This window comes from Nanhaiella sioensis (genome assembly GCF_046557775.1).
Taxonomy (GTDB): domain Bacteria; phylum Bacillota; class Bacilli; order Bacillales; family SM2101; genus Nanhaiella; species Nanhaiella sioensis.
The window spans coordinates 13533-40509 of sequence record NZ_JBKAEG010000002.1; the positions used below are offsets into that span (position 1 = coordinate 13533).

The following is a 26977-nucleotide window of genomic DNA, read 5'->3' on the forward strand; positions in this document are numbered from 1 at the left end:
ACCTGAAAGGCTCAGATACTTTTGTTGCAGTATAGCGTTAAAACTGAAAATAAAAATATGGAAGAATATAGAATAACTAAAATTACTGTTTCATTAAATAACTATCATTTTGTTTTTTGTTCACAGGTACAGATAAAAGCTATTTATTAACACATCACTACACTCAGTCCAGCCAAATCACAAACTTGTCCTAGTTGTTTAAAAATATGTGTTAATAAAAGCTTACCATTAATAATGAAGGGAGAGATTACAACAGTGATAAAGGTAGAACTACAACACCAATAAACATCATTCAGGCTGTTTGAAGTGGGCACTTCCTATGTGGAAAAGACTAACAATTTATAAGTGACTAGGCTATATTAATAAGTGGACTGACAACACCGAACTAGACAATTTTCTTAAGGTGTCAAGTTTTGTACTCAATAGGACTTGCATACCCTAATGTGCTTTTATTACGAATATGGTAAAACCAACGCACGTGATGATGGAGCTCTCGTGTTAATTCTTCTAAACTTTAATACCGACTGATCCAACATTTTTTCGGTTAAAGAAGTCAACAAATACACATATATTTTTTTGATTTTTACATATGTTAAATCCCTTAAGACAACGGACAATGCTTCGTTTTGCGTGAATTCTTGATCTAGTACATTGGGAATACATGTCCTCTTTTGGCCTTTCTGAATGGGGTTTAAGTTTGAGTATATTCAACATTTAATTCCCTGTGGTATAGTTTTACGACACTCACCTAAAGAGTAATCTCTAAACAGGTTTCGGACAATGGATATTATATACAGTTTTTAAATTGCAATTTAAAATACAGTCATTTTTTATTTTTGTATAAAGAGTAGTGTCCACACCGATCCTTCTTCTAAGTAACCCACACCAGTATGCGTGAATTCAGGTTTTAGTATATTGCGTCGATTTAATTTACTTGTCATCCATATATTTACTACTTCATAAGGGGTGTATATTCCTTCTGCAATATTTTCACCAGCAATTTGATATGAAACTCCGAAATAGGTTAACATTTCATTAAAATATCCATATGTGGGGCTTATGTGGGAGAAATAATTATTTTTTTTCATATCCTTAGATTTTATTAATGCTATTTCACTTAACTTTTTATCCACTTTTAACGGCTTCATACCATGACTAGTTCTCTCCATATTTACCAAATTAATTAATTGCTGTTCCATATTAAATATATCGGATTGTATGCTTTTGATAGCTGATGGATCAATAATATTTTTTTTTACAAAAAATACTATAGGTATTATGATAATGGTAATTAACAAGAGCTTTTTCACTATTGTAAACCCTCCTCTACTTAGTATAATAGTATTAGAATATTCTTAAATTTAGACACCAAGTCGACAATTGAATTTGTTACTAAAGGCCGAATTTTCCAATCAATGATTAAGTAAAAATATAATTTCCTCATCTCTAGACTGTACTTAAATATTGAAAATTCTCACATCTTAATGACCCGATAATTACCTTTTGCAAAAATAGTATTAGATAATACCCACAAAATGTAGTATGTCAGTTTTTTGTAAGTTTATGCACTAAATCACCCTATTATCTAACTGAAAAACCCGAAAAATGTTAAAAATATAGTGGAGTCTAGTTTTAATAGACACCCTTCGTTAAATTTTTTTTAAATAAATTGATACAATTAAGGGTTAAATAAATTAATTCATGTACATAATAAAAGTATAGTATTAGTAATTATAGCTCCCATTAACTTTATCCATATCAGTTAAGTAATAATGGTTGCTATAATAAGAGCAATTAAGGCTCGTAGCGTTGGGGATCGCTTTCCTATTGGATATCCCCATTTATTTTTTATTACATTGAATTTTTTTAATCAGATTTAAAAGGGGGATATTATGGCTCTGAAATATAGATTGGGTTTATCAATCGGCATTTCTTCTTGTGGTTGGTCTGTCACTAACTATGAACAGAATAAATTTGAGGATTTTGGTGTTAGAGTGTATCAAACACCAGAAAACCCAGAAAATGGAAAATCTTTATCTGAAACGCGTAATCATGTGCGGTCTGAGAGGAAGAAATTAAGAAGGAAAAAGCACAGAATTGATAGAATAAAAAAATTAATATTGCGTAATGGATTAGTACATAGCTTTCAATTAGAATCTATGTACAGACATTCTATTTATAAAAATATAATTAAACTAAGAGTAGATGCTTTAGATAGAGAATTATCCAATATTGAATTTGCTGGAGTATTGCTTAATTTAGCAAAAAAAAGAGGATTTAATCCTAATGGGAAATTTAAAACAAAGGAAAATGGGGTATTAATTAACAATATAAACGAGAACAAAAAATTAATGGAACAAAATAACTATAGAACTGTTGCAGAAATGTACAATCTTGACAATAAATTTTATAATAATAGAGATGGAAAATCAGATAGCTATTATAGAGCTGTCCATAGAGAAGATTTACTATCAGAAATAAAGCTTATATTTCAAAAACAGAGAGAATATAAAAATCAATATGCAACTGAATCATTTGAAAAGGAATATATTGATATTTGGTCTTCACAAAGACCTTATATCACAAAAGAACAACTTGAAAAGAAGGTTGGCTTTTGTAGATATGAAGTTAATGAAAGAAGAGCACCTGTAGGTTCATTTACTTACCAAAAATTTCTCGCATTACAGGCTATAAACAAGTTGAAGTTAATACAAAACTCTGCAGTTATCCAACTAACAAGTATACAAAGAAACCAAATTTTAGAACTAGCTTTACAATTTAAAAAGCTTACATATAGTAGTATTAGACAAATGTTAAAATTGAATGAATCTTTTCGCTTTTCTGGATTATATTATCCTTCAGGGTCAACCTCTTTTATATGTGAAAAAGAAGTGTTTGTTGAATTAAGTGAATTTCATTACTTAAAAGAAGTAATTGTAGGTATATATGGGAAGTCACTATTTGAGATATTTGAAGAAACAGACTTAGATGTATTTGCTTATGCACTTACATTTATAAAAGATAAAGGTGATTTTCATAATTATTTATCAAATTATCAGAGGGTCAATTCCTCCACTCCAAAAAAAGGTTACGATGAAGAATTGATAATACAATTAGAAGGATTAAACTTCCGTAAAATTAGTAATTTTTCGTTAATAGCTATAAAAAAACTTACTCCTTTCTTAGAAAAAGGTTACACCTTAAAAAAAGCTTGTGAAAAAGTTGGATATCAAGATCGCGTAAAAGATAGTCATCATATAAAAGGACTTTTACCCCCCATAACTAATGAGGTTTCAAATAATCACATAATAAAGAGAGCACTTACACAAACACGTAAGGTGGTAAATTCGGTCGTAAAAAAATATGGGTTCCCTACGGAGATCAATATATTGGTGGATGAAAAGTTAACCCAGAATTTTAATCAAAGAAAGAAAAACTTAAGAAATAAGATCCAGAATGAAATATTCAATAAAGAAGTTCACCAACTATTAGTTAAAAAGGGGATTGTCAATCCTCAAGAAAAAGATATAGATAAGTACAAATTATGGTTAGAGCAAGAAGGAGTATGTTTGTATTCCCAGAATAATATTGATATTAATAAATTATTTATTAAGGATTATGTTACAGTTGATCACATCATTCCGTACAGTAAAAGCTTTGATAATACCTTTGATAATAAAGTTTTAGTATTTCCTTTTGAAAATCAGAATAAGGGAAATAAATTACCATTTAACTATTTTCAATCTGCAAGAAAAGATTGGTATACTTTTGAAAATTTAATAAATGTAAATAATAAAATGAACTTCAGAAAAAAACAAAATTTTTTAATGCAAGATATTAGAGAAAAAAAGGAAAAAAAGTATGTTGAAGACTATATATCTGGAGAGATTGGTTTTACCTCTCTGAGAATTTCTAATTATCTTCAAAGAAATTTAATATTTGAGGGAGGGGGAGATAAAAACGTCCATATCGTAAATCAAAAAGTAGTCTGTCATTTTAAAGAACTCTGGGGATTAAATGAGGTAGCCAAATCATGTGATCTGGATCATGCGATTGATGCAGCAATTGTTTCAAGTATAACCAAAAATCTGAATCGCAAACTATCTGAATATTTCGATAAAAAAGAAATGGATTCAAATTATACGGTTGATGAAAGTGTTATTTTTCCTACTCCTTGGAATAATTTCACGGAAGAAATAAAAGAGAGGATATGCCATAACCCCTATCAGTATTTAGAAAATCGTCAGACTATTCACTTTAATAACAAAGATGTCGAAAAAATAAAACCTGTATTTGTGTCAAGGACACCAAGTAGAAAGATTACTGGAATAGCCCATCAGGGAACTATTAGACGTTACATTGGACAATCAGGTGAAGGAATTGCATTAACATGTGTAAAAACACCTTTGAGCAAGATAAGACTAGATAATAGTGGTGAATTCGACATGTACAATAAAGACAGTGATCCATACACTTATAACGCTATCAAACAAAGATTATTACAATTTCAAAATAATCCTGCTAAAGCTTTTGAAAAAGAGTTAAGAAAACCCACTAAATCTGGTGAACAGGGACCTGTTATTAAGTCAGTAAAAATGATAGATAAAAGAAATGTAGTTAGGTATGTAAATAACGACAAAGGAGTTGTTTACAACGGAGATATTTTAAGAACAGATGTTTTCTTTAAAAAGAACAAATACTATTGTGTCCCAATTTATGTTATAGATAGTTGTTGTAAATATTTACCAAATAGAGCGGTTGCAAATAGCAAGCCTTATAATCAATGGCCGTTAATGGATAATAGTTTTCAATTCAAATTTAGTTTATATCCAAATGATTTGATAAAATTCACTTTAAAAAAAGAAAAACAAGTAAAAACATTAGAAGGGGAAAAAACGTCAATTTGTGAATTTATAGGTTATTATAAATCAATAGATATTAATAACGGTCGTTTTACAGTTGATAGTCATGACGGTTCTATTAAGAATATTAGAATAGGCTCCAAAACACTGCTTGATTTAGAAAAATATCAAGTTGATGTGTTAGGGAACATAACTAAAGTAAAGAAAGAGAAGAGATTAAGCTTCTCATAGAGAGTTTATCTATTATTATTTCCTGGTTAGTCGACCCTCACCTGAACCATAACTATATAGAGTAAGTGAAAGGTAAGTAAGGGATATATGACTATCTACCTTATCCAGAGCTAATAAAAAGCTGAAAAATAATATAAAGTAACAATATTCATCACTTCAACCAATAAGTTACTGGCCGTATCCCTTAAAGTACACGTTGCCTAATTAGTATTTTTAAATCATCATGAGAAAAATATGGTCTCCCAAAAGTTTTTAATTTGCAAAGATGTGATATTAAAAACAGCATCCCTATAGCAAGTCCAATTAAACCAAAAAGAGAGGACAAAACCATAATTGGAAAACTTATAAAACGTATTGTCAATCGCATTTCTTGATAAGGGCCAATAAACGCTAAGATAGCTGTAAGGGCAATTACTATCACCATTAGATTTGAGACAATCCCTGCGTCAACAATTGCTTGTCCTATAATTAACCCTCCTACAATTCCTATAGTTTGTGAAATTACAGGAGGTAATCGAACAGCAGCTTCACGAAGAAGCTCTAGTGTCATTAGCATAAAAGAAGCTTCCATTAAAGGTGATAATGGTATTTGTTGTAATGAATGTAATATTGGTAATAATATTTCTAATGTAACTGAATCAAAGTTAAAAGATATGACACTTATATAAAAAGAAGGGAGGATGAATACTCCTAATGTTGCTAAAAGACGGATAAATGGATATATCGCTCCTATGGTCCATCTAGCATTAACACTTTCAGGTGATTGAAAAAAGGAAAAAAAGTTAACTGGCAAAATCAGACATGCTGGGTGTCCATCAATAAATAAGGCAATTTTTCCATTTAATAGATGATTAACTGTATGGTCTGATCTTTCAGTTCTTAATAATTGAGGAAATGGTGATTTTGGATAATCATCAAGGCATCTTTGAATCATGCCTAGCCCTTGTAATGATTCAACATCAATCGAAGAAATTCTTCTATCCAGTTCTTCTAAAATTAAAGAATCCGTTAATCCTTTAATATATGCAATAGAAAGTTTAGTTTTTGTTTTATTACCACAATAATAATACTCAATTTTTAAATCACGATTCTTTATATACCGACGAATTAATGATAGATTATTATCAAGGCTTTCTACAAAACCAATGTGTTGACCAGCAATAACTTGTTCAGTAGGACTTTCTTCAAATTCTCGACTAGTGTTATTTGATATATCTAAAATATATGCTGTAGAAATAGAGTCAACTATTACTACACACATTCCATCGAGGAGTGAGTTAATCACATCTTCCATATTTTCAGTTTTATTTATTGAACTAAGCGTTAATTTTTTATCGAACTCTTGATGATCTATGGATGATAAGATTGGTCTAATCACTTTTTCTTCAATCTTAGAATCGTCTACAAGTACATCTAAAAAATATATAACTCCCTTTAAATTGTGTAAATCAATGTTTTTTTTAGATATATCTGAAGTACCTTCAAATATTAAGTCGATATATTTGCTGTTTTTGTATAGAGAACATGATAAATCAACCTGCGTACTAGTAGAGGTTTCAATATCTTTAAATTTTGTATTTTTTTGAAATCTATTCTTGGTATCCATCTGCAGATCTCCTCTCGTATAAAAGTGCTTAAAACCTGGTTATTTGTGTTTATCAAACCATTAAACGGTTCACTTATTGTTAACTCTGAATATAATAGATATAAACAATAGAAGTATTGGGATGATATATACAAAGATAGAAGTAGTGATAAACTCCATTCTTATAATATATTCAACAGGAATATACATTGAAAGCAACAGTATCACAATTCCTAGATAAGGAACAACTGGTTTATGTTGTTCTCTATTTAATATATAACTCGCACCAGAAGAAGCTAAGTAAAATACAGATACAAAAGCTACTATTTTGAAAATATAACGTAAAATTAAAAAATATAAATCTAAACGCTGAAAAATAGAAATTGCAGTATCTTTGAACATATACACTAATGGATTAACGATGTGACCAACTTGATCAGGACTATAAATAATACTTGCCATTATTGAAAGAGAAGTGAAAATAAAAATGGAAATAAAATTAGCTATTAATACTGAATATAACTTCATTTTAGGAGCCCCCTTTGTCTTTGAATACAACATAAACATTAGTGTATTCCCAATCAAATAAGACATAGGAGAAGAAACTTCTTTCATGATAGTAAGTAAGCCACTACTTCCTAAAGGAAATAAAAATTGTAAATCCTTAATATCACTAATTAATAAACTAAACATAAGTATTTTGATTACAATTAAGAAAAAGATCCAGTTCTGGAATCTTACTATTGTATCAACAGTGTCTTTTGTAATGTAAACCCCAATTAATATAGTTAATAATGAAATAACAAAAAATGGGGTTCTAGGTAGAGCCCATATGGAAATAGTTCTAGTAATAACTGATAACTCAATACTAGCCATAATGGTGAAAAAAATTGTATAAGTAAAAATAATTACTTTGCCTAATATTGGTCCAGTAATATTTTCTGTAATTTGGAAAAATGTCTGAGATGGAAATTTTTCTAACAATATCCAAAATACAACTGTCACAACCTGTAACGCTAACCCCCCAACAATTATGGTTATCCAGGCATCCTTCCTAACATTTGATTGCATTAATTCTTGAATTCTAAAAGCAGATAACCCCACCTGTGTACAAACAATGGATAGAGTAAGTTGAGATGCTGTAAGTATCTGTTTGTTATTCATAGTTTATTATTCCCTTGAAATTTGAGAATACCTGAATCAATAATTTGAACGTCTATTATAGGTTCAATAATTACATCTTGATATTCCTTTTCCCAATCTAATTTCTTCCACACTTCATGATACTTAGAGTTTAGAGTTTTTCCAATCCCGAATGCATCACAGTTTGCATCTTGAAGCTTATGAATAATTCTTTCTGCTTCTGTTGTCAATAATTGTGCAAGTTCTTTTTCTAAATCTTTTGTATCCATTTCCTCAACACCTATATCTGATGAGTCTTGTAAAGACATTTTCACTGACAAACTTACAATTACCTTTATCTTTTCATTCTCTATATTAACTTCAACTTCTGATTTGCTTTTTGTAGTATCTAAAATTACAAAAGATGGGTTATTATTGATTTCTCCCACTTTAATTTCCATTCTTGCAGTGTTACCTATTTGATCTATTAGTAGCATATACAATGTAGCCTCATCACCATATAATATGGTACCAGTGAAGGAATTCTTATGAAATAATGCGATTCCACTAACTTTAATATCGTCTTGCAACTCTAAATAGGGTATTGAGAAATCAATACCTTGACTGAAGATAATTGGAAACAGGTCGAACAAATTTATTTCTGGTGCTATGGTTGCACGGTCGGCTTCTTCTAATAGATGCAACATGTAGTCATAACGTTTTTTTTCGATTTTTGTGAAAATATCTTCGATAGAGTCCTTAGTTAAAGCTAAAAGTGGTCTTGTTGAATTCTGAGATGATTTGAAAAACACACTAAGAGTAGGGAATAAATCCTTCTTAGCAACTTTTTCAGATAGTAATATGAATGTTGTATTTGCTAAAGAGGAATCACCTGGAATTTCCCGGTTAAATCTATCTCTAGCCCCCCTGAAGGTTTGCGAATTTTCTGTAATAACATTCTGTCCATCATCATCATCACTAAAATCCAAGAATATTGAGGTAATCTGCAATTTACCACCTTCATTTATATCGACCCCTTGTCCAGTAGATAAATATAAATCCTTAAGAGAGCGTTCATCCCAACAGCCACTTAAAAATAAGGTGGTAGCGAACATAATTATGTAAACAATTTTATTCATAGCAACCTCCTTATTTTACTAAACTTAAATTAAGTATTAGTAGATACCATTAATATGAGCGTTTTTACTAATAATATGCAATATTTTTGTTCTAAATTTAAATTCAAAACGAATGATAAGTTCACATTTATGATTTCAGGGAGGGAGTAAAATCTCACTGAATAATTCCATTTTGGGTGAATAATTAAATGAAGGAACTGTAATAATAATTCCATATCCTTAAGGATTATACTAATACTAGAAAGGATTGATACCTTGTGAATGTTCAACATTGTATTCAATTGTTAAAAGAAGGGAAATCATTAAAAAAAATTTCTGAAGAAATTGGTGTTTCTCCAAGAACTTTGAGCAGATATTTGCAATCTGTAGGTATTGTATTCAATAAAATTATGAGGTGTTGGGAATTTAACGTACCTAAAGGCGACCTAGAAAAAGAGATATTAATAAAACCAAACGAACAAGTTCCACCCCTAACAGATGATGAGGTTTTAAAATTAAGAGTACTTATTCAATCAATTCCTAATCATTTGAGTTTCAATAGTATAATTGATTTAAATTTATATACAATTCATCAAGCTATTAACTCTAAGGTCTTACATACGCCAAATAAGATACGCCGTACTTATGGTTTGTCAAATGACATACTTGTACGTTTTGAAGCACTAGCTGATTCAAAAAGGTTGTATAGATCAGACTTGGTAGAGTTGGCAATAATCGAGATGTTGGAAAAATATGACTGGCGCTAGAGAGCTGAAGGGGACAAATCCTATCCTAGAACCAGCAACTGAATAAGGGATGATTTTAATGGAATGATGGATCGATATGGTGAACGATGAGACAGGAGAAGAGAGTGATGTTAAAGGGGAAAAAACTTTTCAAAAAGGATTATATTAGATCAAGGAAGAGTAATATTAGGGGCTGAAATCAAACCTTTTATATTATATCAATACTATATAAAACTTTAAAGTTACATTAACGATGGAGTTAGTATAGTTTTATGGACACAAAAACGTTAAGTACTTAAAATGTATATAGAGAGGTTGTGTCCGGGTGGGAAACAAAATTACGGGTAAGAAATATACTCAAGATTTCAAGAAAATGGCCGTTGAACTTTACCGTTCTAGTAGCTCAGTCAAAGAACTGAGTAATGAATATGGCGTATCGGATCATTTGAATAAGAAGTACTCTCCTATTGAAACAGAAGATGGTTCAAGCCCTACGGTTGATGATATTTCTAAGATACAAAACAGATGCTTCGTCTTAAAGAGGAGAATGAAATTTTTGAAAAGCTATGGCCATATTCGCGAAAAAGAAAATCCAGAAGAGCTAACGAGCTTCATCCAAAAGAAAACGAAAGAATATCTAGTATCACTTATGTGTGAGGTATTGAATATATCTCGCATTACATATTATCAATCATTAAATAAGGTTGAATCAAAAAGTGAAAGAGAAAATAGATAAATCAATGAGCAAATGACAACTACCCATAAAGAGAGTAAAGGACATTATGGGGCTCCAAAAATTCACCATCCTATTGTTAAAAAGAAATTCGGTCCACATGGTTCAAATGAGAAAGTTGTAAATCTAGAAAACATCTTGAAAAGAGATTTTTATTTTCCAACTTCATCAATTAATGAAAAGTGGGTGGCTGATATAACTTATGTGTGTATACAGTGAAAGATGGATGGTTTAGAATCGATGGTGTATTTACATTCGGAAAAATTGTCGGCTATTCCTTTTCTGTGGAAATGTCAACAGAAATCGTGATAAAAGCTCTAGAAAACGCTTACGTAACTCAATTACCACCCGAAAGGTTAATTCTACATACTTGACCTAGGTTCACAATATACAAGCCAAGTAATTACTGACAGTATTAAATCTTACGGTACAACACACTCCTTTAGTCAAAAAGGATGTACCCTTTTGATAACGCCTGTTTTGAATCAACACACGCTATATTGATGAAAGAAGAAGTAAATCATTTTCAATATCTAGACTATAAAACTGCTAATTTCGCCATCTTTGAATTTATCGAAGCATGGTATAACAGAAAAAGAAAGCATAGCAATATCGCTTATAAAACACCTCAAGCAATAGAAGGACTATTCAAAGACTCTGTATGAAACTTAATCTTTTTGTGTCCAAGATATTGACTCAAGTCCAATAGTCGTCACTATTAAGCTAAGGTTATATCAATACCCTTGAGGTGTAAGTATATTGATATGATGCCGTACGAGTTACATTTATACATAATCCATAACTACTGAAGTATACAAGAGACATGTATTTCGATTGAGACACACATATGTTTAATATTATCCCATTATTTTATTTATTAGGTACCTATGATTATTGAATCGAATAGTCCTGTTCTTCATAAATGTTATGACTTCTCTTTATATATTAGATGATGTCATTATCATCTGCTTGCAGTAGATTTCCGCCTAAAAGGAGGCAGGAATGTAATGAAGCAGTTTGTAATTCAAACCCTCCAGAGTTTGGCCATTTTACTGAACTTAAACAGTTTTGACCAAATGACCAAATTCATCTAGAGAAGGAAATTTACTGTATTCCTCGTTCTTGATTTTGTCTTTAACATAGCCTGGAATTTTTGAAAATCCCAAAGTCATACCAACCACGCAAGCAGTATAAAATGGTACTCGAATTTTTGAAAGGTTCTTTATCACACTCTGTACAAATAGTTTGTCATTTTCAATCACTGAAATATTTAGTGGTAAGTCCTCTACAACATTAAATCTTCTTGCTTCTTCTTCTAGTTCTTCTGGGGTCATATCAACGCTTGGAAATAATTCCTTTCCTAATATCTCACCAAAATCATTCTGTATATTTAGAGTAGTAGTGTTGCTTGTTATAAAATTTAAACTTGCATTAACATTACCGGCAAATAAATTTTGGGTTCTAATAATGACATCACCTTCAGAAGTAATTCCGTATATTGGTTCAGAAGAACCGTCACTGTAACTGACTATATCTTCATCAAATGTATTGGTTTTTATTATTTTTGGAAGGGACTTAATCTTTTCATCACTTAATCCAACTTTTTCAAAATAATTTTTTATGCTATCAGCCTGTTTAATATCTAGGAATTCTTCTTTCTCTATATCATGTACAATAAGTTGGCTTTGCTCACCAAAACCCAGGATTCTAAACTCATTGGTGCTCGTATACTTTGAGTATTCTGTGATCTCACCACTATCTGAGAATTCAATTTTTATTTTCTCCATAAAATTTTTACCCATCGTTTTATGCAGACTGTTGTCTGCAAGATTATCGTATTCAGATGTGAAATTTCCAATGTCATCTATTTTTCCTAAAGCACTTATTCGGGGATTATCAATGTCTAGGAAACCATAAACAGTCTTGTCTTGGCTAATGTGAGATACTATAACTGGTTCATCTTCTGTATTTAGAACAAGCAGGGTGTCATCGCCATTATATAATCTAGGTGTATCTCTTAATGTATTAACACCATCTATGATTGGTCGGTTATTAATGGTATTTTCCTCTAAATTATATTCTATTTTCGTACCATTTAAATCATATAAATATTCATCATCCTTACCGAATATATCAAATGACTCTACTCCATCATCTGTAGTAACAGATATTCTATTGATTTTATCTGGTTTTATTCCCATATTTTCTGATAAGTCACGATATCCCTGTACTACAGGCTGAGTGTCGTACTTTATAGTTTCACCTTCTTCGGCTATTGCTGCTGTCTCTAACTCAGATGATTCAAATAAATCAGAAAGTATCAAATATCCGCCTTTAATAAGCCCTTCAACAGTCAATGCTCCTAAAGCATCTACAAGTGCACCAAGAGCAGCGTTCAATAGCAAATTACCTATACCCCCAAAGTATCCATCACCATCAATTTCTAGATCTATATTCGGTACCAAATGTGTTGAATTCAACTGTAAACTGTTTTTATAAAAACTCCCACTAGGATCAGGACCACCCCTTTGGATAGAAAAAATAAAGTCATCGAAATATCTTACATGAGCTATTACGTTTTCGTAGTCTGTCTCACATTGCATATCATTAAATTTTACTGATATTTTATCATCACTTAATGTCATTCTAAAACTACCAGCTGGTATTTTAGCCTTTTGCTTTTTACCCGTACTATCTTCAAAAGTATCCCAAATCATTACTTTAGAATTGGTTATGGTCAAGCCATCATTTTGTATATCAAAATCTTTAATATCATCCTCTTCAAATAAATAATCAACTCAAGGTAAAAGCCTATTTTCTACAAATAAAGGACCAGATATCGCAAAAGCTGATGGAGACTCAGAGTATTTAAGCATATTTGGATCTATCGCATGCCCACTTATAGGAGGTTCTCTTCCTTCTGTCATACACATAACCCTAATGTACTCTTCCTTCTGTCATACACATAACCCTAATGTACTCTTCCTCAGGTTTGTTTCTTCATTTTCACTATTATTAACTGATGTTAGTGCATAATGAACATAGGTTGGCTTTAACCACTGAAAATTTTCATTTGTAGATTGTTGATTAATTATAAAAATTGAAAACACATGATTAAATTCATCAATATGATCCTCGGAATACTGTGCAAAAACAGTCTCACAAAGAACTTTTACCATAGTAAAATCAGTGGAGGGTGCAAAATCAAATGATGAACTTGTAACTACAACATGGTCTTTATGGAGTTGTAAATTCATTTGGTCTCATGGAGGGAAGGGTATGATATCCTGCGGAAGTAGACCGATTTTTGTAAGATTGTTTTTCTTGGCTAAAATATCATGTCCGTATCTCCATCTCCATAAAACTAGGATTACTTAGAATCGAAAATATAATATAAACAACACAAAAACTCAATTTATTATTTCCAAAATATTGACTTAGATCCATTACTTATAAGCCATATCTTCTCATGACAAGATAGTACATCTATAGTGTAATATACTAGGTTTATTTAAGAACACATTCAAATTAATTGGATATATTTAGACGAAAGCATCATAAATAAATTATAATTTCTAGCATCTAGTGCCTCATCGATCTCTTGCAATAGCATTTCTTTTTTTCGATTATTAAGCGCTTCGTCAATTATTATTTGGATGTATTCATCTAAAATTGTTAATTCTTGTATATATCCTAGAGCATTACCGTAGGACTTCATGATCTCAGTATATGATTTATAATCTCTCATTAAAAAACACCTCCTACGTATTTGAAAACTGAGCATTAGTTCATATAAGATTTTCAAAAATTTAGAAACGGTATTATATTAATACATAACAGTTAGTAACAGAGATCTAATAATGAATTTATCAGCTAATAAACATTTGAGTCCAGTAATACCCCTTCTTTTCAAACCCTACTCCAGTATGAGTAAAATTAGGGTTTAATATATTCTTACGATGATCTGGACTTTTCATCCAAGCACGAACTACTTCCTGCGGCGTTTTCTGACCATAGGCAATATTTTCGCCAGCTGATTTAAACTGAATACCAAACTTCCTCATCATATCAAATGGCGTACCATATATTGGACTTGTGTGATTGAAATAATTATTTGTTTGCATGTCTTTAGATTTAATTTGTGCCACTTTACTTAATTTTTTATCTTTTTGCAAAGGTGGTAAATTATATTTTTGTCTTTCTTCATTTATTAAATCCAAAACAATCTGCTCATAATTTTTCTCATCAGCGGATATTGGAATAGTTATATTTAAATTACTAGTGGTGTTAGAACTTTGTAAAATTAATGGTATACTATTGTTTTTACCGATCTCTAGCACCGTTTTTTGGAAATTGTTATTCCCCAAGGTAAATCCAGAGCCCAATAAAAGTACAGTACAATAAATGCCGATATATAATAGTTTAATTTTCATTATTGTTTTTCCTCCTGAAGTATATTTGTTCTATAATGATTAGTTAATTTATCATTGTTCGGTCAGAAGACCCCACTTCAAACCGGAACAAGTCGAAGTGATGAAGGTTAAGTGTGGGGATGATTGACCGTTTGTGTGAGATAAAAATCACTTTGATATTGTATAATTAATTCTTAATAGACAAGTGAGATGAAGAAAATGATTGGTCAAAACTGCCATTAAATTTGTTATCTATCCAGACTAAGAACAAAACCTGCTAATTGCTAAAACTATTGATTGTAGTAGTTTTGTTTTCAATCATTATTTAGCTTCATGGAATGATACATATAAACAGCCTAGTAATGCCTAACGTATGTTATTTGTTCTGCCGAACTGACTAAGTAAAAAACTACTTTATTTAAAGGCGTTTACTGTATTTCTCTTCAACCTTCATTACGTAATCTTGCAGAGGCTCTTGATTGTTTTTTTAAAAAAACATAATGGTGTGCGTAGGTTAAAATCTAAAAAGAATAAAGTTCAACCGTATATGACAAAACATACAAACGGAACATTTCCATTGTAGGAAAAAGTCAAGTTGCCTACAATGGACTAATAAAATATACAAAAAGTGATAATGTTGAGGTTAGAATTATCATTGCAACGATTAGACGCAATTCTAGGAAAGTATTTTGTCTTTCTTCAAGCTGAAGTTGTAGCAAAAATATTAGTGAGAACAAACTCGTCCATCGACATTGATATGGGATAAATATACTTCGCCACCCTTAAAAAGAACTATTTAAATCCTAAATTCTTTCTAATGCTAGAAGAAAAACTAGCAAATGCTCAATGTATTCTTTCTAGACGTACAAAAGGTACGCGAAATGGAATGAAAATTGTATCAAAGTAGCAAGTCTACAAGAGAAATTATCGAATGCTAGGAACAAGGACTTGCAAGTGAGTAATACGCTTAAAAAACGTTTATCGAGCTAAAGTAATTAGTGAAGTATATTGGGCCAAAGTTTGTACAATCCTTGAATATAAGGGTAAATAGTACGGTAAAAAAATCATTATAGGTATCTAAAACATTTGCCTTAAGGCAACTTTGTTCTCAATGTGGTTTCAAAAACAAAGGTGTTAAGAATCTAAACTTAAGTATATGGGATTGTCCATTATTCGTAACCAATCACAATAGAGCTATTAAATCCGGACAGAATTTCAGAAACGAAGCAATTCATCTCTTATCCGTAGGAACGACGGAGATAGCTTAGTCAATTAAAAAACCTTTAGGATTTTGCATTTCGAAATCCCTCATTATTAAGTGGTGGATAGTTCATTAATTAGCGTTTATAACAGGGTTTCTCCTGGCTCTACCTCTATTTAATTAAGTAGTTAGAGATTTATCTAACTACTCTCATGCTGTGTTGAGTTATTTTAAAGTACTTCACAGCCTCTTTCTTTGAGGAGACTTGCTATTTTTTCTCTTGTATTTGCCCCATATATGCCATCAACTTCATATGGTAAATATACTTTTTGAAAGCGCTGTACCATGTCTTTTGTTTTTAGTCCATATACACCATCTATGCCATGTTGAGGAGCATTTTTGTTTGGATAGAAATTTAAATCTGCTAATATTTTTTGAATCTTCATGACATTTTCACCACGATCTCCGTGCTCTAATGTTTCAGTGGGTAAAGTATATTTACATTTATTTATTAATTCACTTTCGGATTTTCCGGATGTTACCATATAAAAGAATTCTTTATTCATTTCATTCATATCAACATTTCCTGTAATACCATTAATAGTCCCGCTATCAGTATATTGAAAAATAGCCCAACTATCCCAAATCTCATTATCATTAGGTTTTTCTACTTCATACTGGGCTATCCAGAGTGGCCATTTGCCTAGAGTACTTTCTAAATAAGATTTAGCGAATGAAGAATAGGTGTAAAGAATTGGCTGATAATTGGACCTTTCCTCAATGCTTGATAACCATTGCTCACAGTATTGTGTAATCTGCGCTTTAGATAGCTGATTATTTTGTTCAATATCTAGCACATGAGGCAGATCATTATGATAATTAGATGTTACATTCAGAAACCAACTAGCCTCGTCTAGTGGACTTTGACTTGGTGTACCAAAATGATAAAATCCTACTTTTATCCCCGCTTGTTTTGCGTTATTATAATTATTCTCTAAATTACTATCTACGAAAGTGGTTCCTTCACTAGCTTTTATATAGGCGAATTCTATGTTATCAGATTTCACCTTATTCCAGTCTATATTCCCTTGCCAATGAGAAACATCAATACCTTTTACATTATTAGCTGGATTTCTTTGTTGCATCTTTATTCTCCTAACTAGATATGTTTTTGAAATTTTGAATATAATAAAAACTTGTCTGTTCTGTATTTAATCAAGTTTCCTTTAAGAGTCTAACTATATCAATGTGAATCTGTTAGCTTTTGTGTGGCATATTTAATTGAATTTATTTATATCTATTTTATCGTTATAGACCTGCTTTAAATCTTCTTCTTTACTTTGTGATTTCACATCAGTTTTGTCCTTGTCTTTTTCTACTATATGATCACTTGGAGTTACATTATTTGTTTCAATTTCATTATCCTTATCTACTTGTTCTAGGTCTGCTTCTTTGTCATGTAATTTTACATCAGGTTCGCCCTTGTCATTTTCATAAACTACGACACCATCTTTATTAACCAAAAACTTGTTTAAATCAATTAATCCATTTGATGCTAAACCAATTATGATTCCATAGAAAAGTGCATTTTTGGTTCCTTCTGCATCAATATACACTAATCCAGCGATAACCCCTAAAGAAAGCCTAATTATAGGGATGAATTTGTTTGGTATTAATTTGTTAACTACTTCACCTAAAGCATAAATTACTGCAACTAGAACACCTAGCTCACCTAATTCACCTAATTGAAGCATTTAATCACCTCATTAACTTTATTTATGAGTATTAGTATGAACCAGAAAAATATTTTAATTCAAAAATCTTTTGGGTTATTGAAATACCGTTGTTCTCAGTTATATGTATGAATTGTTTTTTATGATAGAAGAATACTTTTTTTCAGATGGACCCTTAGGCCAAACTTAAAATGATGAGAATGAAAATTTATTACACAAAGTTTTTTATACATTCAATAAAAATTACTAGGACCTTCTCTATCAGAGAGCATATATATTTGTAGGAGAAATGTTATCTATTAAAAAGAAAATTTTGTTGAATAAGAATACAAAATTGAAGAGATGATATTTGTTGTATTAGATGAAAATAAATATAAACATATTCTCAGTCTTACTTATATTTTTAAAAAGAGAACATGTATATTCGCCAGGAAAATATTATCAGATAAAAAGGAAAATTTTGTTGTATATAAAAATTGAGAATTGAGCAAATTATATTTGTGGCTACTAGTAATACTTCAACAGAAAATAAATACACTTTGGATCTCAGTCAAATTATTATTCGTACTAATGCTTTATAGAATAGGGAAAATATTATCAGTTAAAAAAGAAAATTTTGTTGTATATAAAAATAGAAAGTTGTGAAGATTATATTTTATGGGTACTACTAATACTCTTGAAAAAAGTAAAATATTCACAAATTCTTACTCATTTAACTGGTAATGATTAGACCCTTATTGCTATTAAATTTTGAAGATATTAATGGGGGTGATGGAGGTGTAGATGTGGATACAAAAGGTTGGGACATAATTAATGTGTGTTCAATTAACAGAGTTAATCAGCAATTGCAAAGTAACATGTCTCAAATAATTTCTTCATTTCATTTTGAACAGGATGGTATAGAAATTTCAGGAGACTTTGATGCATGGCAAATCATATCAGGAGGTTCAAATTCATTATTGAGATTCGAAACACCTATAAAACAAGGTGTCTTGAAAATGGGTACTATGGAAGTTGACATAAAAAATATCAAACCGGTCATGGAAATGCAGTTACAGTTTATTAACGATTCAAAGGTTTCTAATGTACAAAACCTTATATTTAACGTAGAGGTAATTGGAAGTGAACCTGGGGATACGACACCTGGAGCTGTTACTGTTGTTACTCCTGATGTAACTGGTCAAATTGACACCACCAATGTTGCTTGGGGTGTGCTAAATACAGTGTTACCTAAGTTGTTTCTCTCAAATCAAGCAAAGCTATCCTATGTATTTTCAAGGATTGAGCTATTTATAGAAGGTGACGAACATCTTCAAAATTCTAATGAATTTAGATTTGTAGAAACACCAGTAAACTTATCTATTTCCGGGCTAACGGATAAGAGCGTCAGCTTAACTTGGGACAACCCTACGATTGAGGGTGCAATTACTGGTTATAAAATAAAGCGTTCTGACGGAAATGTTCAAACCTCTAGTTCAACATTCTATGAAGATTCAAGCCTTTTAGCTAATTCAACATATAGTTATTCTGTATTAGCTTATGATGATGAAGGTAATGAATCACCTGAGAGTACAACTATTACTTTAACTACTTTAGCAGCTTATTCTGAAATTAAAGAAGATGAATACATGATTAAAATCGGTGAAATGAATGGTAAATTAGTAATTTCTCTTATTTTATCAGATTCTACTTCTTCAGTAGATCTTCATTATCAAGTTGATAATGAAGGTGAACAAGATGTGAAGGCAAAAGAACATGATGATGGATGGAATTACGTTATCACAAATGTAAGAAAAGGAAGTACAATAAAATTTTCCTTCACATATTTACTAAATGATATTTCTAAGGCTACTGTATCAAACAGCTACACAATTACTACAGAACTTCAAGAACCATCTATTAATGATATTACTACAATTGAAGAAGATGACTATTCAATCGATATAGTTGAGGGAACAGGTTCAATAGCATTTACTTTTTCCCCTTACAAAACGTCATCCTATGTTGATCTTCACTACACAGTAAATGATCAGATTCAACGAAAAATAAAGGTTGAACAAAATGAGGGTGTTTGGATATTTACCCTTACAAATGTAAATGAAAGTGACAAAATTAATTTTTCCTATACTTACACGGTAGATGAATTATCAAACAACTCTCCAGTCTATACTTACAAGAAATTGTCATCTGACCAAAAAGGAGAAGAGAATGTTGTTAATTCAACTGTTAGTAAGAGTGAACCGACAGAAACAATCACATCTAATATCTTTGAAGAAGGCGAAAAATCAACAAACCTAAGATGGTTAGCACCAAAAAAATGTCATTACCTTTATCAAGAAACATCAAAAGACCAAAAAGGATTCCTTGCTATACTGTCAGTTACTACCGAGAAACAAGTTAATGATCTTATAGAAGAAATTGATTCAACACTCTTAAAAGAAGGTTATAGTATCTTCTTGCTGATATCAAATGAGCTTTTCTTGAAAAACTTAATCCTGCCTGAATTATCAAGTTCATTTAGTAACGGTACAACTGATGAAAATTTTGTGTACCATCCTACTAAAGGAACCATAGGTCGAATAGAAAATAATGGTGAAATTAATTGTGGTTCTGTTAAGTGGGGGCTTGAAACATATCATCCCAAGTTAACATCATTAAGTATTTCTATTCAAGATAAATTCCTAATTTTTCAAGCATCAGGAAAGTTTAATATAACTGGGTTGGCAGGGGCTAATGTAACTTTTAATGTTTCAAGTAGAAGTGAGTGTAGATACAATCCTGCAGAAGAATCAGTTTACTTTGTTAAGGATCAGAACCCGTCAATCAGTTATAAAAAACATATCCCATGGTATGATTTTGCACTAGGTGCGTTGGGTGGACCAGTTGTTGTAGCCATAATTGACATAGTAATAGCGAGTGTTACTTCAACAATTAGTGAGTCTGTTCGTAAATCTCTTTATTCAGGTCAAACTACTTCATTTGTAAGTGACTTAGGAGTAAATTTTATAACTTGGAATGGCTTACATGACTTTAGGGCATATGAAGCAGGTCTATCTGAATCTTTTTATATTAGAGGTGATTATTTTAGACCAGAAGAGATAAAGTGGATTGGTGGGTCATACAACCCTGATACGAATTCCATTAGGATGTCGTGGAATCTCCCGAATGACAATGATATAGAGGTTGCGAAATTTGAGATATTTCGCAATGACAATGTAGATCCCTTTATTGTAGAACCAAATGATCCATTATTTGATTTAAGAGGTTTTGAAGATTTCTTTGTGATACAAGGAAATATATATAGCTACAAAATAAGAGCAATAGATACAAATGGAATTGCATTAGAATTGAGTGAGCAATTAACAGTACAAACTTAACAAATACTTATAATACTAGGAGGTACCATAATGAGTACAACACTATTTGGATGGGATACAGCATATGCAATAAATTTTGATCAAGTAAATGAGATTCTGCGTAAACAAGATGAAAATGACGGTATTCAGCCGCATGATTTTAGTGGAAAATACACAAGTGGGACAATTACAGGAACGCTTGAAGATGGAGTATTTGATACTTGGAAAATTTCAACACTAAGTGATGGGCAAAACCTTGTACTGGAGTGTCCTATTTCATCGGGTATTTTTACTATAAATGATGGAAACCAAGAACTATCTGTTGAGCTAAAAGACAATAAAAACATATATTTAGAAGTAAACCTTGATTTTTTAGATGAAGCGGAACAACAAGAGATTCAAGCAACAATAGAAGATCAAATTCAACAACAAGTTGAAGAACAATTAAATGCAGTTTGGGAAGTTACTGATTACACTCCTTATTATTTGGCGGTTAGTGGTAATACTGAAAATCCTGCTAGAGTAGTACAGCACGATTTTGATTTAAGTGAATTGTCAAATGTTTATTCTGAAGCAATAGTAGAAGCAATATTTTCAAAGTTATTCAGTGATTGGTTTATAGAACATATTTCTGAATTTAATGCAGTGTTTAATATATTTGTTATTAACAATGAAGTAAATGAGTATCTAGGTGATGAAGAAGATGATATTAACACTTTCCAATGGTTAAGACCTACAGACATACACTATGGAATTTCTTCAACAGGAAGTCCTACAACGAGTACGCTTGGAGTCATGGCAATGACTTCGAATAAGCCTCGCCCTAATGATGCGCATAATATAGACTACAGGCTTTTGGATGGTTTGACGAGATCTCAATCAACATTTGCAATTGATGCTAAGCTTGTGATGAAAGAAATATTTATGAAAGGTGCAGAAGTTACGTTTCCCCCAGGAAATGAAGAAAAATTAGAATTGAGCCCTGACGGATTAACTATTAAAAATAATGCTGAAATTGAGTGGACACAATTTATAAATGATAACGGGGAAGAGATAATAGGAATTGTTCCTCCAAATGGATACAACTTAACTATGTTTGAAGATAAGCTAACAGTTACTTTCACAGATATAACTTGGGTAGAAAACAAAATGAAGTACATGCTTAACTTTTCAGAGTCGTATAAAGTAGTATTATCTAATAATAGACTTCGATTAGAAACTGTTGGTGAAACAACTCACAATTTAACTGTGGATACATCAAGTTCCAATTCGGATGATCAGTTAGCTAGTTTTAAAGCAGATTTTGCAGCGGCGGTAATAGGAGTAGTTAGTGGGGAAGTTTTCAATATTATTGCTGAGCCACTTGATATATTTTTAACAACAGGATTCTTTAAATGCACCGGTTTGAATCCGGAAGATTTCATTAATGATAAAAACTATTTAGGATCTATTCTAGCTGGCATGGATAAATTAGAGCCGGTAGATCCTGAAGTAGCTGCGCAAATGAGAATTCCAATGCGAACGGAATCAGGATTACGTAAAGCATCAGCTGCTTTGATAGAGGCGGGTAGTGAAGAAGAAATCGAAGTAGGATTTGGACAAGCTGCACAAGACAGAGCCGCAGTTATTGCAATAGTTTCTGAAGGGCAGTATTTAACAGTTAGTCAAAAGTATGTTGCAGGTCTTTCTCGAATAAATGGAACTTTTTGGCAACAAATTAGACAAAGACTACCATTAAATTTAAAGTATTATGGTGGAAGAGTAACGGATTTAATTTTTTCAAATAAATTTGGTCTTTTAGGTGGGTCATTGGTAGGGGTATATGTTAAAGATCCTTTAAAAGATAAGATTAAAGGTCCTGAACCAGAAATGCTTAATGAGGATGAAGTTTTTGATAGTATTGAACCCCTACAAGATTTTAAGGATTTAGCGATTGGGAATGTCACATGGCCAGGCCAAGAGTTTACATTAGATTCGATAGAATTAAATGGGAATTTATTGTTACAAGGTACGCTTAAACCAGAATCTGATAATGTAGTATAAGATTAATAACCCTACCTAAAAAAATATCAAAGTTAAATATACCAACTATCTCAAACACAGTTAGTAGCATGTAATATAGATCCCATTCATCGTAAATATTTAATTAACCGTATGTACAAACCGACACGCTTCATAGGACCTTATCCAAAGCATGTTAGTCATGCTTTGGATAAGTGAAAATTTGAGTGGAAAATAGAAGGGGTGATTTAGATGGCACTTGAATCAACAATCGATTTGTTTGGTTGGGATACAGTATATGCAACTAGCTATAAAGATGCTAATGACGCAATCAGAAAAATGAATACAACACCAAGGTCATTTAGCTTTGAAAGTATAAACCCTACCCTGGGTACAGCAACAGCATCAATAAATGGTGCATTTAACTCTTGGGAAATTTCAACAAATAGTGATGGTCAAAACTTAGTATTAAGGTGTCCAGTTCCAAATTGTACCTTCATTAGTATTTTAGAAAGCAATCCATTGATTCTAAACGATGGTTGGCTAGATGTAGAGGTAAAATTAAATTTTATTGAACAAGAAGAAAGAACTTATCTTGATCATTATGCTGAGATAAATTCTGGATCAGAGCATCATTTGAAAATTTCTGCTAGTGAGAGTGTCAGTATACAATCAGCACATTTTGATTTTTCGAACGCAGATGATCCTCTTATGGCTGAGGCGCTTTGCAAGCAACTTTTTCTTCAAGCATTTCAAGAAGATTTACTAGGTGCATTTGAACATGTCTTTTCAATTTTTATTATTAATCAAAAAGCACAAAATGATGATTTTCAGTGGCTGAAAGCAACGGATCTACATTATGCACTTGCTTCATCTAACGAATCAACGGATAACGATGCCAACTTGAGAAATAGTGTATTAGGAGTCTTGGCCATGACAGAAAGTAGACCACGACCTGGAGATGCTCATTTAGTTGATGCTCGAATGGTTCCTGCATCAGGCGGACAATCAAGTTTTGGGATTGATGCTACGAGGTTCGTAGAAAAATGGTTATTACCAGGTATATTAGCTATGAATTTAGGATCTACAAGGTATGATTATGATCTAGACTCTGATGGACTTGGATTTACAAATAATAAACGACTGTATTGGGATTCATTTGCAGACGATGAAGGGGAATTGTATCACGCTTATATAGACGTTGGAAATTTTCATATGTCTTTAATTAATAGTCAAATAAGGTTAGAGATAACTGATTTATACTGGGAAATCAATGATGATGTTACTGCTCATGTTGATTTTATTCAGTACTATACAGTTTCTCTAGCTTCGGGTATTGATTCAGATGAGGAACATTATTCTAATGTACTACAATTAGATCAAGTAGGGGATCCAACGTGTAATCTACGTTATACCGAAAAGGATAAAGGCTGGACAGATATTTTAAAAGACACAGCAGTAATGCTAGCGATAGGTATAGCAGGAGTATCATTGGGAGGGCTTCTCGATATTGCGGCCGCTGCAGGTGAAGCCGCTGAAGCGGGTGGTGAAGCTGTTGGTGAAGCTGCTGAAACGGGTAGCAAAAGTATTTCTGAAACAGTGGACAATGTTAAACAGGAAGTGGACGAAGGGATAGATATGAATAAAATCGGAGATGAGGGGGTAGAGGGCGAAGGTAGTTTTAAACTACCTGTACCTGAATTTAGTGATGAGGCGGGCGAAGCTGCAAAAGCTGAAGTTGAGAGTTCAGGTAGTCAAGCAGCAGCCGATGAGCTTAGTACCATGGGAGACGACATGAATACAATGTCTGAAGGTGAAGGCGACATGAATACAGTGTCTGAAGGTGAAGGCGACATGAATACAGTGCCTGAAGGTGAAGACGACATGAATACAATGGATGAAGACGATATGAATGAAGAAGAAGAGAAAAACGATGAAGAGAAAAAGGAAAATAATGAAGAAAATGCTAAAGAAATGGCTTCACAAAAAAAACAGAGCTTTGCAGAGCGTTTAGCTGCTAAAAAGTATAAAATGTTGTTTGGATTTCTAGGTGGTATTGGTGGTTTTGCTTATCAAGAAGCTCCAAAAATTCAAAATTACATGGATGAACAAAAATGGAGTAAATTTCCTACCTTAGATGAGTTTGGTCAAAATTGTGTAAGTGGTGTCCATTGGCCAAGTACAAATGGGTTTCAACTTCAAGCTGCATCACTTCACAATTGTCTACTTCTTGGCGGAAAATTAGTTGAAGACGATGACTTCTTACCGGATGATTTCCAGCTGGGAGTAGACTAATAAAGAGGTATTTTTAACCACTAAAATAACAGTATTAAACTAAATATTGGGTGTTTTAGTGGTTTTTATACTTTTTTTGTTTAGTATTATAGAACACTACCATGGAAAGGACTTTGTTAATCATTTTTTACAATATTATCAACACTACCACTAAAACGAGGAGATAATAATGAGTCATCAAACAGATACATTAAATTGGGATACTGTCTTTGTAATACCTATCTCTGAGGTAAACAAGTATATTATTAAACGAGAATCTTCTCCTAATAAATTTGAATACACTTGTCTTGAAGATTCTATACAGGGAGATTTTAAAGATTGGCAAATCGTTCAAGGCGGTGACGGTTCATTAATTTGGTTATCGATCCCAATAGAAGAAGTATCAGGGAGTAATCAATTAGGAAATTACTCAATAGAACGAGGAGAACTAATCGTTGAAGTAAAACTACAGTTTCTTGATCATTCTGAAGATGAAAAACACTTAACAATTAGATGCTCTTCTGAATCTCAAACGGATCCAGTTGTTTCATTAAAATCATTTACATATAGTACAAATCCAACAGGTAATCTAGTTGATGTTTTTGGGATAGAATTCGCTAATGCTATGATGGGTAGCCTTATTATTAGTTGGCTAAACGAACATTTAGAGGAGTTTAATCACATTTTTGCAACTGTAAATTTAAATACCTATATTGATGAAAATGAAGGATGGACGTGGTGTAAACCGTCCTATGTTGATTATGCTTATTTGGATGGTTCATCTCTAGATAATAGTTTACTTGGCGTATTATGTATGACGGGTGGGAGAAATGCAACCATTCAGCAAATCCAAAAAATTGATCCTTTTGCAATCCCCGATGGGAGTAATTCAGGCTTTCTAATTTCTCAGGAAAGGTTACTAAAAGACCTTATATTTCCAACAATTCCAATGCATTGGACAAGCTCAAATCCAAATGATTTTGAAGTAATTGTTGGTGGTAATACAGAAACAGGTGATTATGAGACTATTTTGAAGCTTAAAGATGGAAAAACTGTAAATTTAGACCCCATTACACAAGATGGTATACTGTATTATCCAAAGATGACAAACATGAAGATTACTTTAGAAAGTGACCGTATTATTCTTAATGCGTATACAGAAACAGAAATTAATTCAAATGTCACTTCTTGGTGCCAGACTACTCATAAGTACACACTTACTTTAGCAGATACACTTCAAGGCCAAACCATTGTATATAAAGAGTTACAAGATGCTGATGTGTTACATGGAATATATGATGAAACTACATCTATAGAAAAATGGATTACAATAGCTGTGAGTGGTTTATCAGTGTTGATTCTAGGGGTGATGGGTGGTGCTCTTGCTGCTTTTGCAGGTGGGATGGTAATGGGTCTACTAACTGGAATCCTTCCTGAAATCCAAAGTCATAAAGAAACAGAATTGTCACCAACCATTGACCTTTTAGCTTTCAACGCTACAAATCCTATTAAATGGAGTTCATCAGACGTATATGAGTTAGATTCTGCCCGTTTAATTGGGCCACTTCAATTAGGTGGAACATTAATTCTTGAATAAAACAAG

The 26977-nt window shown here is 32.0% G+C and carries 16 protein-coding genes and 4 pseudogenes; 8 read left to right on the plus strand and 12 right to left on the minus strand.

From position 1 onward, the window contains the following. Nucleotides 1-406: 406 nt before the first annotated feature. Both V1503_RS23475 and V1503_RS23480 read right to left on the minus strand, forming a co-directional pair. A pseudogene (locus V1503_RS23475) lies at nucleotides 407-502 on the minus strand (hypothetical protein); the annotation flags it as partial. A 328-nt stretch (nucleotides 503-830) separates the two neighbouring features. Beyond that, a complete protein-coding gene (locus V1503_RS23480) occupies nucleotides 831-1310 on the minus strand; it encodes a CAP domain-containing protein (RefSeq protein ID WP_410629533.1) in 480 nt (159 codons plus the stop codon). Nucleotides 1311-1892: 582 nt separating this feature from the next. Here V1503_RS23480 and cas9 point away from each other — a divergent pair. Continuing rightward, nucleotides 1893-5093 (plus strand): type II CRISPR RNA-guided endonuclease Cas9, encoded by a 3201-nt coding sequence (cas9, locus tag V1503_RS23485; RefSeq protein WP_410629534.1) that lies wholly within the window; start codon nucleotides 1893-1895, stop codon nucleotides 5091-5093. A 184-nt stretch (nucleotides 5094-5277) separates the two neighbouring features. Here cas9 and V1503_RS23490 read toward each other — a convergent pair whose 3' ends face one another. The 3 genes from V1503_RS23490 to V1503_RS23500 all read right to left on the minus strand — a co-directional run bounded on the left by V1503_RS23490 (nucleotide 5278) and on the right by V1503_RS23500 (nucleotide 8939). Continuing rightward, entirely contained in the window at nucleotides 5278-6699 is a 1422-nt protein-coding gene (locus tag V1503_RS23490) for a spore germination protein (RefSeq protein WP_410629537.1), read from the minus strand. A 69-nt stretch (nucleotides 6700-6768) separates the two neighbouring features. Then, the gene (locus V1503_RS23495) at nucleotides 6769-7842 is read right to left on the minus strand and encodes a GerAB/ArcD/ProY family transporter (RefSeq protein WP_410629539.1); all 1074 of its coding nucleotides are present in this window, start codon (nucleotides 7840-7842) and stop codon (nucleotides 6769-6771) included. Then, the gene (locus tag V1503_RS23500) at nucleotides 7839-8939 is read right to left on the minus strand and encodes a Ger(x)C family spore germination protein (RefSeq protein WP_410629541.1); all 1101 of its coding nucleotides are present in this window, start codon (nucleotides 8937-8939) and stop codon (nucleotides 7839-7841) included. Before V1503_RS23500 ends, V1503_RS23495 begins: the two co-directional genes overlap by 4 nt. 257 nt (nucleotides 8940-9196) lie before the next feature. Between V1503_RS23500 and V1503_RS23505 the strand changes: the two genes are divergently transcribed. Together V1503_RS23505 and V1503_RS23510 are read left to right on the plus strand one after the other, a co-directional pair. After that, nucleotides 9197-9685, plus strand: a complete 489-nt coding sequence (locus V1503_RS23505) for a hypothetical protein (RefSeq protein ID WP_410629543.1) — start codon at nucleotides 9197-9199, stop codon at nucleotides 9683-9685. Nucleotides 9686-10001: 316 nt separating this feature from the next. Beyond that, nucleotides 10002-11062 (plus strand): annotated as a pseudogene (locus V1503_RS23510) (IS3 family transposase). Nucleotides 11063-11455: 393 nt separating this feature from the next. Here the strand turns inward: V1503_RS23510 and V1503_RS23515 are convergent. From V1503_RS23515 to V1503_RS23535, 5 genes and pseudogenes are all read right to left on the minus strand, one after another. Next, nucleotides 11456-13138, minus strand: a complete 1683-nt coding sequence (locus V1503_RS23515) for a hypothetical protein (RefSeq protein ID WP_410629545.1) — start codon at nucleotides 13136-13138, stop codon at nucleotides 11456-11458. Nucleotides 13139-13195: 57 nt separating this feature from the next. Continuing rightward, on the minus strand, nucleotides 13196-13324 hold the full coding sequence (locus V1503_RS23520; protein WP_410629547.1) for a hypothetical protein: 129 nt from the start codon (nucleotides 13322-13324) through the stop codon (nucleotides 13196-13198). A 30-nt stretch (nucleotides 13325-13354) separates the two neighbouring features. Next, nucleotides 13355-13654 (minus strand): hypothetical protein, encoded by a 300-nt coding sequence (locus V1503_RS23525; protein ID WP_410629548.1) that lies wholly within the window; start codon nucleotides 13652-13654, stop codon nucleotides 13355-13357. A 266-nt stretch (nucleotides 13655-13920) separates the two neighbouring features. Beyond that, nucleotides 13921-14145, minus strand: coding sequence for an IDEAL domain-containing protein (locus tag V1503_RS23530; protein WP_410629550.1), 225 nt, complete (start codon nucleotides 14143-14145; stop codon nucleotides 13921-13923). Nucleotides 14146-14266: 121 nt separating this feature from the next. Further along, nucleotides 14267-14635, minus strand: a pseudogene (locus V1503_RS23535) (CAP domain-containing protein); the annotation flags it as partial. A 448-nt stretch (nucleotides 14636-15083) separates the two neighbouring features. Between V1503_RS23535 and V1503_RS23540 the strand changes: the two are divergent. Beyond that, a pseudogene (locus tag V1503_RS23540) lies at nucleotides 15084-16077 on the plus strand (zinc ribbon domain-containing protein). A gap of 163 nt (nucleotides 16078-16240) precedes the next feature. On the opposite strand, the gene V1503_RS23545 reads toward V1503_RS23540, so the two are convergent. Further along, the gene (locus V1503_RS23545; protein ID WP_410629552.1) at nucleotides 16241-17155 is read right to left on the minus strand and encodes a GH25 family lysozyme; all 915 of its coding nucleotides are present in this window, start codon (nucleotides 17153-17155) and stop codon (nucleotides 16241-16243) included. A 132-nt stretch (nucleotides 17156-17287) separates the two neighbouring features. Next, nucleotides 17288-17764 (minus strand): hypothetical protein, encoded by a 477-nt coding sequence (locus tag V1503_RS23550; RefSeq protein ID WP_410629554.1) that lies wholly within the window; start codon nucleotides 17762-17764, stop codon nucleotides 17288-17290. Nucleotides 17765-18528: 764 nt separating this feature from the next. Between V1503_RS23550 and V1503_RS23555 the strand changes: the two genes are divergently transcribed. The 4 genes from V1503_RS23555 (at nucleotide 18529) to V1503_RS23570 (ending at nucleotide 26971) form a co-directional block, all read left to right on the plus strand. Beyond that, nucleotides 18529-21120, plus strand: coding sequence for a TULIP family P47-like protein (locus tag V1503_RS23555; protein ID WP_410629556.1), 2592 nt, complete (start codon nucleotides 18529-18531; stop codon nucleotides 21118-21120). 30 nt (nucleotides 21121-21150) lie between these two features. Further along, nucleotides 21151-23142, plus strand: coding sequence for a TULIP family P47-like protein (locus tag V1503_RS23560; protein ID WP_410629558.1), 1992 nt, complete (start codon nucleotides 21151-21153; stop codon nucleotides 23140-23142). Nucleotides 23143-23352: 210 nt separating this feature from the next. Next, on the plus strand, nucleotides 23353-25395 hold the full coding sequence (locus V1503_RS23565) for a TULIP family P47-like protein (RefSeq protein ID WP_410629560.1): 2043 nt from the start codon (nucleotides 23353-23355) through the stop codon (nucleotides 25393-25395). A gap of 169 nt (nucleotides 25396-25564) precedes the next feature. After that, a complete protein-coding gene (locus V1503_RS23570; RefSeq protein WP_410629561.1) occupies nucleotides 25565-26971 on the plus strand; it encodes a TULIP family P47-like protein in 1407 nt (468 codons plus the stop codon). The last annotated feature ends 6 nt before the right edge of the window (nucleotides 26972-26977 follow it).